This is a genomic window from Paraburkholderia jirisanensis (assembly GCF_054782355.1).
The window spans coordinates 186,905-198,709 of the sequence record NZ_BAAGSQ010000026.1 but is presented as its reverse complement, the minus strand read 5'-3'; the positions used below and the strand labels follow the sequence as shown (position 1 = coordinate 198,709).

The 11,805-nt window shown below is 62.0% G+C and carries 10 protein-coding genes; 3 read left to right on the top strand and 7 right to left on the bottom strand.

From position 1 onward, the window contains the following. Positions 1-151: 151 nt before the first annotated feature. Both ACYVNQ_RS17240 and ACYVNQ_RS17235 read left to right on the top strand, forming a co-directional pair. Positions 152-436, top strand: a complete 285-nt coding sequence (locus ACYVNQ_RS17240) for a DUF4148 domain-containing protein (RefSeq protein ID WP_460903767.1) — start codon at positions 152-154, stop codon at positions 434-436. 33 nt (positions 437-469) lie between these two features. Beyond that, a complete protein-coding gene (locus tag ACYVNQ_RS17235) occupies positions 470-1,417 on the top strand; it encodes a homocysteine S-methyltransferase family protein (protein WP_460903766.1) in 948 nt (315 codons plus the stop codon). Between the two features lie 62 nt (positions 1,418-1,479). Here the strand turns inward: ACYVNQ_RS17235 and ACYVNQ_RS17230 are convergent, their stop codons facing one another. Both ACYVNQ_RS17230 and ACYVNQ_RS17225 read right to left on the bottom strand, forming a co-directional pair. After that, complete coding sequence (locus tag ACYVNQ_RS17230; protein WP_460903765.1) at positions 1,480-2,724, bottom strand: MFS transporter; 1,245 nt, start codon at positions 2,722-2,724, stop codon at positions 1,480-1,482. Positions 2,725-2,754: 30 nt separating this feature from the next. Continuing rightward, on the bottom strand, positions 2,755-3,900 hold the full coding sequence (locus ACYVNQ_RS17225) for a trans-sulfuration enzyme family protein (protein ID WP_460903764.1): 1,146 nt from the start codon (positions 3,898-3,900) through the stop codon (positions 2,755-2,757). A gap of 218 nt (positions 3,901-4,118) precedes the next feature. On the opposite strand from ACYVNQ_RS17225, the gene ACYVNQ_RS17220 reads away from it, so the two are divergent. Continuing rightward, entirely contained in the window at positions 4,119-4,676 is a 558-nt protein-coding gene (locus ACYVNQ_RS17220; RefSeq protein WP_460903763.1) for a helix-turn-helix domain-containing protein, read from the top strand. A 35-nt stretch (positions 4,677-4,711) separates the two neighbouring features. On the opposite strand, the gene ACYVNQ_RS17215 is transcribed toward ACYVNQ_RS17220, so the two are convergent. The 5 genes from ACYVNQ_RS17215 to ACYVNQ_RS17195 form a co-directional block, all read right to left on the bottom strand. Further along, the gene (locus tag ACYVNQ_RS17215) at positions 4,712-5,569 is read right to left on the bottom strand and encodes a PA4780 family RIO1-like protein kinase (protein ID WP_460903762.1); all 858 of its coding nucleotides are present in this window, start codon (positions 5,567-5,569) and stop codon (positions 4,712-4,714) included. Positions 5,570-5,697: 128 nt separating this feature from the next. Continuing rightward, positions 5,698-7,377 (bottom strand): FAD-dependent oxidoreductase, encoded by a 1,680-nt coding sequence (locus ACYVNQ_RS17210; RefSeq protein WP_460903761.1) that lies wholly within the window; start codon positions 7,375-7,377, stop codon positions 5,698-5,700. Positions 7,378-7,562: 185 nt separating this feature from the next. After that, positions 7,563-9,965: a glycoside hydrolase family 3 N-terminal domain-containing protein gene (locus ACYVNQ_RS17205; protein ID WP_460903760.1), complete on the bottom strand. Its 2,403-nt coding sequence runs from the start codon at positions 9,963-9,965 to the stop codon at positions 7,563-7,565. A gap of 104 nt (positions 9,966-10,069) precedes the next feature. Further along, the gene (locus tag ACYVNQ_RS17200) at positions 10,070-10,903 is read right to left on the bottom strand and encodes a carbohydrate ABC transporter permease (protein ID WP_460903759.1); all 834 of its coding nucleotides are present in this window, start codon (positions 10,901-10,903) and stop codon (positions 10,070-10,072) included. After that, on the bottom strand, positions 10,904-11,734 hold the full coding sequence (locus ACYVNQ_RS17195) for a carbohydrate ABC transporter permease (protein WP_460903758.1): 831 nt from the start codon (positions 11,732-11,734) through the stop codon (positions 10,904-10,906). Between the last annotated feature and the right edge of the window lie 71 nt (positions 11,735-11,805).

Genomic DNA, 11,805 nt, shown 5'->3' with positions numbered 1-11,805 from the left:
ATCTCGATCCCTGATTACCTGTGCCGGATGAAAGACTGAATGTCTGTCGCATTCCTGAAATGTCGGTGCATGGATACCTAAACTGAAGGTCATGACGAAGGACAATCTGATTGCCCGATGTCATCGATCAACTTTTACACTGGTGTCCATCATGAAAAGCAAACTCGTTGTCTCCCTTTTTGCACTTGCGCTGGTTCCGGCCATCACGTTTGCCCAATCACATAGCACGATAACGCGCGACCAGGTTCGCGCCGAACTGATCGAGCTCCAGCAGGCGGGATATCGAGGCGATACGGAAACGTCCTATCCGGCTAAAATCGAAGAAGCCGAAAGGCGTGTCGCCGACCGCGACGCGCAGGCATCGAAGGTGAGCGGTGAAGGGGACAGTGCCGCAGGTTCGTCCGCATCCGGCCAGCCTGCACACGCAACGTACTGACCATAAGCCCGCGGTACATTTTGGAGAGGACGGATGGACTTTTTGGAGCAAGTGCAAACGGCACCGGCAATCCTGACGGAAGGCGCAATCGTCACGCGCCTTGTCTATGAGTTCGGGTTGTCTGTGCCGGATTCGGCGAGCTTTGTGCAGCTGTTTCAAGACGATGGCCGTCGTGCACTGACAGCCGTGTATAAAAGCTACATGGCGATCGCGGCGCAATACAACCTGCCGATGCAGGTCGGCACTGCAACGTGGCGAGCGCATCCCGATGGCCTGGTAAAGCAGGGCTTCGTAGCGCCCACCGACTTGAAGACGGTGAATGAGGAAGCGGTTGTCTTTCTGCAGGACTTGCGCCGCTCGCTTCAGCTAGAGGGGATTGTTTATATCGCCGGCGTGATCGGCCCGCGAGTCGACGGCTATGATGCCGCAGGAGCGCCCGCTGCAGACGATGCCTATGCGTACCATGCGGCACAGACCGAGGTCCTCGCCGAGAGCGGCGTCGACGTTCTGTACGCGCCAACCTTCGCCAGCACCGAGGAGCTAGTCGGCCTTTCCCGGGCCTGCGCCGCGACGGGGCTGCCCTACGTTCTTGCCCCGGTCATCAACGCCGACGGCTATTTGCCGGATGGCGTCTCGTTCGCGGATGCGGTCGCGCGGATCGATGCCAGCGTTGCGCGGCCGCCGATGCATTTTCAGGTCGGCTGTGTCCATCCAGATCATTACCTCGATGCTTCGACCCATACAACGTGGCCAGGCTCTTCGAGAGTTCTGGGTTTGCAGGCCAACGCGTCGGCCTTGCCGCCCGAGGAGCTGGAGAAACTGTCGCACGCCGCGGGCGACGATCCTGAGGCTTTCGCGCAGCACATGACAACCCTCCACCGGCGCGGCGCAAAAATTCTGGGTGGTTGCTGCGGGACGAGCGAAGCCCATATCCGCGCGTTGGCCCATCGGCTTGCGACGGAAACCGTACAAGGTGAATAGCGATTGCGCACACGCGTTGAACGCCTGGCCTGCACTCGGTCAGGCGTTCAACTCACGTTTGCTCAGAGCCGCGTAACGCCCGAACGCCGTAACGCAGGCACGAATCCGATCAGGCCCAAAATGGGGCCCGGCAACAGCAGCCAGGCGGCGTCGAGCCCGACGTGCTCGTACAGATGGGTCATCGCCGAGATCGACACAACCGTGACGGCAAAGCCGATGGAATTCTGGATCGCCAATGCACTGCCGACCAGTTCCCGCGGACACGCTTGCGCCGACAACGCCGAAAACTGCGGCGAATCGGCGATTACCGATGCGCCCCACGCAATCAGAAGAGCGAGCAACGCAACGGGCGGCAAGTGACGCCAGCCAAGTGCAAAGATCAAACAGCATGTACCCGACATCGCGAGCGCGCCGGCCGCCACCTTCGCGCTGCCGATCCGGCGCGACAGCGAGCCACCGAACCAGCACGCCGGCGCACCGATAGCAATGACGCAGAACGATAACCCCGGGACGCCTCCGGCATGAATGTAGGTGGCAAGCGAAGCGCCCGAGACGAAAAGCGGAACCACCGTCCAGAACGCGTACAACTCCCACATGTGGCCAAAGTAACCGAGCGCTGCGCCGCGAAATCCGCGATTGCGAAACGCATCGAATACGTGGGGCGGCTTGACGGTGGACGCGGGCGACCTGTCCGCCGGACGAGATTCGACAGGCAAATGCGGACCGTCGCGAAGCACGTAGATCATCAACGCGCCTACCAGCGCCAGCACTGAAGATGCGTCAATGACCCACTGCCACGGCAGGTCCGCGCCGGCCACTTTCAACGCATGAGGCAACGCAGTGCCGAGCGTCAGCATCGCGACGAGTTGCGCGAGTGCAGGCCCGGTTCTTTCGGGTGCCCAGCCAACGATCAGCTTCATGCCCACCGGATAGACGCCCGCGAGGCACACGCCTACCAGGAACCTGAATGCCATTCCGCTCGCCACGTCACTTGCGAACCATGCGAAGCATGCATTGAATAGCGCCCCCAGGATGGCACAGCATACGAAGATCGAGCTCGCGCGAAAACGGTCCGCGAGGCCGCTAATCGATATGCCAAGCGCGCCGACGATGAAGCCGGCCTGCACGGCGCTTGTTAGCCAGCCGATGTCGGCAGTACTGGCATGCCACGCGTGCATCAGGTCATCGGCTGCGCTATTCGCGCTGAACCACAGGGACGTGCCGAACAGCTGCGCGAGCGAAATCGTCGCGACAGGTCCGATCCGGTCGACGAGCAACGCACGTGCGTGCGTTACCCATCCAGGCATGTGATGTCGACGTGTCTTCACAATCGAAGCCTAGTGCACGCGCTCCAGCGCCTGGGCCAGATCGTCGATCAGGTCGTCGGCATGTTCGAGGCCGATCGACGCGCGCAACAGTCCTTGCGGTGTCTTGCTATCTGGCCCTTCGATCGACGCACGATGCTCGATCAGGCTTTCGGTGCCGCCCAGGCTCGTCGCGCGCGTGAAGATCTCGACATGGCCTGCAACCGTCATCGCCGCGTCCTTGCCGCCAGCCACTTCGAACGACAGCATGCCGCCGAAGTCGCTCATCTGCCGGGCTGCCAGCGCATGGAACGGATTGCCCGGCAGGCCGGGATAGTGAACCACCGACACCTTCGGATGTTCATGCAAAAAGGCCGCGACCTTGCGCGCGTTCGCGCAATGCGCCTGCATCCGGTACGGCAAGGTCGGCAAGCTGCGCATCACGAGCCAGCAGTCGAACGGTGACGGCACGCCTCCGCCGAACAGTTGTGCCTGCCGAACCTGGGCAAACGCGTCATCGTCGTTCAATGCGATGACGGCACCGCCGAGCACGTCGCTGCGGCCACCGAGGTACTTGGTGGTGGCGTGCATCACCATGTCGCAGCCGAGCGTCAGCGGGCGCTGCAGCACGGGCGACGCAAAGGTATTGTCGGCAATGACGCGCGCGCCGGCACGATGCCCGAGCTCGGCCAGTGCGGCAATATCCACGCATTGCAGCAGCGGATTCGATGGCGTTTCGATCCACACGATGCGCGTGTTCGGACGAAGCGCTTGCGCGACGTCATCGAGGCGCGTCATATCGACGAAACTGGTTGAGACCTGCCACTTCGCGAATAAATGCTTCAGCACGTTCGCCGTGCCGTGATAGATGTCAGCGGGCGCGATCACATGGTCGCCCGGCTGCAGCCCCTGCATGATCGCCGTGACGGCTGCGAGCCCTGAACCGAACGCCGCGCTGGCCGCGCCGCCTTCGAGCGCGGCCAGCGCTGTTTCGAGGCCGTTGCGATTCGGGTTGTGGTTGCGCGAATAGATAAAGCCATGCGGATAGCTGCCGTCCGCATCGCGTTCGAACGTGGTCGACAGATGAATCGGCGCGGTTACCGCGCCGGTGCCGGGATCGACTTCGTGGCCGGCGTGAACCGCCAGCGTTTCGAAGCGATAGCGTCTGGATGCTTTCACGGCAAGGATCTCCTGATGAGTGGATGGCACGCAACGCGCGTCCCGGTTTAAATCTACTATAGTGGACGATTGGACACAAATGAAGTTAATCTTTCATTTGTGGCGTCCCTGCGAAGCCAGCCGGACGCCCGGCAAATCGGGCATCATCGCCGTGTCGAAGCGGGCTCGAGTCACAAAGGGCGACGCTTTCATATTGTCTGACGCACCAGGGAGTTCGAGTGACAAGCGATCCGAGCGATGCCATCGCGGCACGCATCAAGACCGAACGCATCGCGCGCAACTGGTCTCTTGCTGAACTTGCGGAGCGATCCGGTGTTTCGAAGGCCATGATCAGCAAGATCGAGCGCAACGAAGCCAGTCCGACGGCCAGCGTACTGGGCAGGCTGTCCGGGGCCTTCGGCCTGCAGCTTTCGACCTTGCTCGCACTGGCGGAGCAGTCCGGCGAGCGGATCAGCCGGGCGCAGACACAGCCTGTCTGGCAGGATCCGGAAACAGGCTATACGCGGCGCGTGTTGTCGCCGTTGAACGGTTCGATACTCGAACTGGTGGAAGTGACCTTACCCGCGGGCGCGCGGGTCGCTTATCCACCGTCGGCTTTCACGTTCCAGCATCAGCAGATCTGGGTGACGTCGGGAACGTTGGCGTTTGAAGAGGGCGATGTCGCCCATGTATTGAAGAAAGGGGATTGCCTGCAACTGGGGCCGCCCGTGCCATGCGTATTCGCCAACCAGACTAAGGCGAATTGCGTTTATGTGTTGGGTCTGGTGAAACGATAAGTCATCGGCAAGAACTGCTGTTTGCAGCGCGTCCGTTATCGGCCTGCACCCAGTTCCTGCTGTCGCCGCACTCTCGCGTCTTCTTCGAGGCGCGCATCTTCGACTACCTGCAGCACGCCGTCGAGGTCGACAGGTTCGGTGGGGGCCTCCACGCGGCCGGTCAGTTCGACATCGGCATGCAGACTGCCTGCTTCGAAATGCGCCCAGATTTCCGTTCCGTAATCGGCGCTGAGCAGTTGCGGTGCGAACCGGCCGAAGTACGCGGCCAGATTATCCACATCGCGCTTGAGCATCGAGGCGGCTTCGTTGTGGCCCGCTGCGTCGATGGCTTGAGGCAAATCGATGATCACCGGCCCCTCGGCCGCCAGCAGGATGTTGTATTCGGACAGATCACCGTGAATCACACTCGCGCAGAGCATCCGGACAACCTGTTTGAGCAGCAGCGCGTGCATTTCAAGCGCGCGCGCTTCGGTCAGATCGACGTCGTTCAGGCGGGGCGCGACGTTGCCCGCTCCGTCCACGACGAGTTCCATCAGCAACACGCCATCGGTGCAGATATAGGGTTGTGGCACGCGTACGCCGGCGTTGGCGAGCCGGAACAGTGCGTCGACTTCGGCGTTTTGCCACGATTCTTCTTGCATCTGGCGGCCATAGCGCGTTCCTTTTTCCATCGCGCGCGCCTGCCGGCTGTTTTTCACCTTGCGGCCGTCCAGATACGACGCGGCTTGCCGAAAGCTGCGTTGCTTCGCATCCTTGTAGACCTTGGCGCAGCGCGTCGAGTCGCCACAGCGCACGACGTAGACGGTTGCCTCCTTGCCGCTCATCAACTGGCCGATCACCTCGTCGATGAGTCCTTCGTCGAGAAGCGGTTGGAGTCGTTTGGGTATTTTCACGCGGGCGCCGCCTGTAGCGTCGCCGCAAAGGAGAATGAGAGAGTCATGCCGGATTATAAGGGGGCGGCGCAAAGACGGCTCAAATCTGCTCGTGAACGCGTCGGCACGCGCTGCATGGCGGTCTTGCGTCAGTCTCGCGCAGCCAGGGCCAGATACTGATGCAGCGACTGAATAGCCGCCGCACCTTCGCCGACAGCAGCCGCCACACGCTTCACCGAGCCGCTCCGTACGTCGCCCACCGCAAAGATTCCGGGCTGGCTCGTCTCCAGCGAATGCGGTGGCCGCTCGGACGTCCATTTCGTGCCGACATCGGGACCCGTCAGCACGAATCCGTGCTTGTCGAGCGCAACGCAGTCGCCCAGCCAGGCAGTGTTGGGCTGCGCGCCAAGAAACAGGAACAGATGGCGGATGGCTTTCTGTTCGATCTCGCCTTGCCGGTTCCACGTGATGCCCTCAAGCCTGGTTTCGCCTTGCAGTCCGACGATCTGTGTGCGCAGATGCAACGTGATGTTGGCCGCTGCGTCGATGCGCCTGATCAGATAGTTCGACATGCTTGCGTTGAGGCTTTCGCCGCGAATGATGACGTGCACATGCCGGGCAAAACCCGATAGAAAGACGGCGGCTTGTCCGGCCGAATTGCCGCCGCCTACCACGATCACGTCTTCGTTGCCGCACAGCGCCGCTTCCATGTAGCTCGCGCTGTAGTAGACGCCGCGCCCCTCGAAATTCTCGAGATTGTGCAGCGGCGGCTTGCGATAGCGCGCGCCCGTCGCGACGACGACCGCCCGGGCGTAAACGTGCTCGTCATGGTTGAGGCTGATGTGAAAGGACGGCGCGTCTTCGCACTCGATTGCTAGCGCTTCGATCGGCACACCGACCTCGGCGCCGAACTTGCGGCATTGCGACAGACCCCGGCCCGCGAGTGCCTGGCCAGAAATTCCCGTCGGAAAACCAAAGTAATTCTCGATCTTCGAACTGGTGCCCGCCTGGCCGCCGGGCGCTTTGGTGTCGAGCACTGCGACGCGCAATCCTTCCGACGCGGCGTATACCGCAGCCGCGAGTCCCGCCGGCCCCGCACCGACCACGACGACGTCGAAGCGCTCGCCATTCAACCGGTCCGGGCTCAGGCCGATCGCGTCGGCGACGGCGCGGTGCGTCGGCCGCCTGAGCACGTTGCCCTGCAGCGTGACCACAACCGGCATATCGGCTTCCGTCGCGCCGTGGCGCTCGAGCAGCTCCTTTGCTTCGGGATGCTCGTCGACGTTGAAGTAGGCGAACGGTTGGCCATTGCGGCTCAGAAAATGACGCAGGCGATGCGTTTCTCCCGATACGGAACTACCGATCAGAAGCACGCCGCCATGCTGGTCCTGGATGAACGCGACGCGCCGCAAGATATAGGCGCGCATGATCGTTTCACCCAGTTCGGCCTCTGCGATCACCAGCGCGCGCAACGACTCCTCGTCGATCACGATCACTTCGCAATCCGTTTGAGCGCGCGCCGTCGCGACGGCCGCCCGGCCGGCCAGCGTGCCCACTTCCCCGGTGAAACTACCGGGACCGTGCACGCCGATGGGATGTGAGCCGTCCACCGAGTCGCGCGTCGCCTCGATCGTTCCGGAAACAATCGCGAACATCGGAATATGCCGGTCGCCCTGGGAAAACAGAAAGTCGCCTGTTTTAAGCGTGCGGCGCTCGCCATATCGCTCGAGAAGCGTCACCTGCTGCTCGCTCAACGTGGGGAAAATCTGATGATGGCGGCTGCCGCCTGCGAGCAGATCGCCAGCCCTGCCAGTGGAGTGGTTACCCATGATGCCGTTCCTGTTGAGCGGACGGGGGACGCTTCTGTGCCGTATTGGTGAGGGTAGCTTACCGCAGTATGGGTGCATCGCGATGCATTGCGGCATCAACGACGCGTCATATCACGCTTGTCGGTATGCACGTCCTTGGTCGCGCGGAGACAACGTGTGCCATTTTCTTCGACGAGCCACGCGAGTCAATTCACCTTGACATCGCTGAGCATGCGCCAGTCGCGTTCGAGCACGCGTGACGTTTCGCCGGTGACATCGAGCGTCGCAGTCAGATGGATATCGCGGCTCGAACTGCCGATCATCAGGTCGAACTCGCCCGGCTCGACGATGCGCTCGCCGCGTACGTCGGTGAAATTGAGCATGTCGACTGGCAGTCGTACGCGTAACCGCGCTTTATCGTGAGGTTCGATCGTGACGCGCGCGAATGCTTTCAGTTCCTTGACCGGACGCGACGTCGATGCGAGACGGTCGCGCACATAGATTTGCACGACCTCGTCGCCGCGACGCGTCCCGACATTTTCGACGCTGAAGCTGAATTCGAATGTGCCATTTGCAATCGGTGCTTCTGCTGCGGCGAGGTGCAGATCGCCATACAGGAACTGCGTATACGTCAGTCCGAAACCAAACGGATAGCGCGACCCGAAATGCCGGGCGACGGGCGTTCCCGCGCTTTTCAGCCGATGGTTATAGACGTATGGCACCGCGCCCGCGCTCATTGGTATCGACAACGGCAGACGGCCGCTGAAGCTGGCCTCGCCGGTCAGCAACCGGGCGAGCGCGACGCCGCCCTGTTCGCCGGGCGCAAAGGTCATGATGTGCGCAGCAACGTGTTCTTCCCGCCCGCCGAGGGTGTACGGGCGGCCGCCCGTCATCACGACGACCGTGGGCGTGCCGGTGGCGAGCACCGCGTCTATCAGCGCCTGCTGCACGCCTGGGAGCACAAGGCTGTCGGTGTCCGAACCTTCGCCGACCGTTCCCGACTGGAACAGGCCGGATAAGTCGCCGACGAAAACGAGCGCCACGTCCGCGCTGCGCGCGGCCTGTGCCGCGTCAGCAATGCGGGACGTGTCGGTGCTGATCAGTTCGTCGCGGGCATTCAGCTCACGCGTGTCGAGTGACACGTCGCCCGGAAACACCGGCGCCCCGGCACGCCGGGTTTCGATGATCGCGCAACCTTTTTCATAGACAACCTGTGCGTGGCCCAGTTTGTCGCGCAAGGCCTGCAACGGCGTCGTGACCGGAGAATCCGACGTCTCGCCGCTATTGATCAGGTGCACGGGAAAACTGTAGCCCGCGAGCAGCGCGAGCGGGTCATCGGCGGTCGGCCCGATAACCGCAATCCTCTGCTTGCCGTCGCATGCGAGCGGCAGCACACCATCGTTGCGCAACAGGATCGCCGATTGCAAGGCGACTTCATGTGCAAGATCGAGCGCGGCGCGACTGCGAAGGTCCACGCGTTCGGGATCGACGTAAGGATGCTCGAAAAGGCCGATGTCGAATTTCTTGCGCAACACGCGCGCGACGGCCTCATCGAGGGTCGCCTCGCTGATGTCGCCGCGTGCGAGCGCTTCCTTCAGGTGCAACGCGCATTCGTGGCCCGGCAGCTCGATATCGAGCCCTGCGTTGAATGCCTGCGCGGCGGCCTCGGCCGCGTCGCGCGCGACCCCGTGATGCGTGTACAGCAGGTTGACGGCCGCGTAATCGGCCACGATCAGTCCATCGAAGCCCCATTTTTCGCGCAGCACATGCTGTAGCAATTCGCGGTTCGAATGGCAGGGCACGCCATCGATATCGTGATACGCCGGCATCACCGAGCCCGCGTGCGCGAGCTTCACGGCCATCTCGAACGGCAGCAGGTAGGTATCGTTGAGCTCGCGCGGTCCGACATGCACGGGCGCGTGGTTGCGCGCGCCTTCGCTCGCCGAGTGTGCGACAAAATGCTTGAGCGTCGCGAGCACGTCGCGGCGCTCGCCTTGCAAGCCCAGTACGTAGTGGCAAGCCATCACGCCGACCAGATAGGGGTCTTCGCCGAATGTCTCCTCCGTGCGGCCCCAACGAGGATCGCGCGATACATCGAGCACGGGCGCGAGACCCTGGTGACAGCCGATCGAGCGCGCCTGCTTTCCGATCATTTCGCCCACTCGCCCGATCAGCGTAGGGTTCCACGTCGCCGCGTAATTGAGCGGCGATGGAAACAGCGTGGCGTCCTTGATCATCAAGCCCACCAGACATTCTTCGTGTGACATCACAGGAATGCCGAGCCGTGTGTGTTCCATCATCTGGCGTTGCAGCGCGTTGAGCGCCTTCACCCCTTCTTTCGGGTCCACGGTGTGCGTACCGAGTGGACGCGTGACCTGTCCGAGCCCATGGCGCAGCAACGCATCGAGCGGAATGCCGGTATCGCGCTGCGCAAAGTCTTCGCTGCGCCACGCATGATTTCCGTCCGCCGAGAGTTTCAGCCAGACCGCATGGAGCTGCGCGATCTTTTCGTCGATCGTCATGCGCGCGAGCAAGTCGGCGACGCGTGCCTGCGTCGGGGCATCGACACGGCGATAGAGTGGCAGGTCGCGGCTGTCTTCGAGCGCCATTTTTTTACTCCTGAAGAGGCGGTGTATCGGCGGACATGGTTGCGCCGTACCGCGTGGTGACGCGTCTGGCGACAGAACGCGTGAGCAGTTCGGCCCCTGGCTCTTCAGCCCTTGAGCGAACCGGCCATCATCCCTTTGATCACGCGTTCCTGGCCAAATGCGTAGGCAACGATCAGCGGCAGCGACGTGAGCGTGACGACCGCGAGCATCGCGGGCACGTTCGACGAGTATTGCCCCTGAAAGTCCCATATCGCGAGCGGCAGCGTGCGATGTTCGGGCGTCGACGTCAGCATGTACGCGAAGATGAACTCGTTCCACAGACCGATGCCGTTGTAGATGGCGACCGTTGCCAAACCTGGGCTTGAGAGCGGAAAAAAGATGCGCCAGAAGGTTCGGAACGGCCCCGCGCCGTCCAGTTGCGCGGCTTCTTCGAGTTCGCGCGGAATCTGGCGCATGAATTCGGTGAGAATGAAGATCGAGATCGGCAGGCTCATGGCCACATACGGGCCGAGCAACGCGAACGGAGTGTCGTAAATGCCGAGGTTGCGTGTGAGCAGATAGATCGGCACCAGCGTTGCGTGTAATGGCACGATCATGCCCGCGACGATCATCGCGAACAGCGTCTTGTTCAAAGAGAAGCGCAGGCGAGCAAACGCATACGCGGCCATTGCGCTGACCAGTACGATCAGCAGTACCGAGACGCCCACCACGAATACGCTGTTGCGAAAGTATTGGAAATACGGTCCTTCAAGCACCGCCACATAGTTGCCGAAAAATACGCGCTGAGGCAGCGCCCACACGGGCGACGAATAGGTTTCTTCCGGTGTTTTCAGACTCGTGGCGACCACGAACAAAAACGGCAGCGTCGTGACGATCAACCAGATCAAGGCAAGCAGCGGCAGGCCGATGCGCAGCTTTCTCAGTGACAGTTTCATCATTCAGACCTCGGTTTCGAAACGGCGTGTCATGCGCAACGACACCGCCGCGACCGCGCAGATGATGATGAACATCGCGGAGCCGATCGTGCTGCCATAGCCAAGCTGGAATGAGCTGAACACCGTGCGATACATGTAGGTCGCCATCAACTCCGACGAGCCCTCGGGGCCGCCGCCGGTCATCACGTAGATCAGGTCGAAATAGCGCAGCGAGCCGAGCACTGCGAGCAGCACGGCGGTGCGCATCGTGCCCCGCAGATGGGGCAGTTTGATGCGCCAGAAGATGACCCACCCGGATGCGCCATCCAGGCGCGCGGCCTCGACGACTTCAACCGACATCGACGAGAGTCCAGCGAGAAACAGGACCATGTAAAACGGGACGTTCTGCCAGCAGATCACCGCGATCGTCGCTGCGAGCGAAAGATGCGGATTGCCGAGCCAGTCCTGCGCGAGGGCGTTGAGGCCGATTGCATGCAGCGCGGCGTTCAGCGGACCGAAATTCGGATCGTAGACATTCTTGAACAGCACGCCGATCGCGACGCTCGACATCAGAAGCGGCAGGAAATAGAGGATTTTCAGCACACGCGAACCGCGGCCCGCTTTTTCGAGCAGCGCCGCAAGCGCAAGCGCGATCGGCAACTCGATCACGACAGAGGTGACCGCGAGGATCACGTTGTTCAGCAGCGCCTGCCAGAACAACGCATCGCCAGCGAGATGAACCCAGTTCGCGAGGCCGATGAATCTTGCATTGCTGCCAAGGCCATTCCAGTCGAGCAGCGAAAGCTGCAGGCTCGATACAAGCGGATAGAGCAGGAACACGGCAAGCAGCAACACGGCGGGCGCGAGGAATGCGGCGGCGACGAGTGTCTGAGACGGTAAGCGTATCCGGCGTCGACGTGCGGATA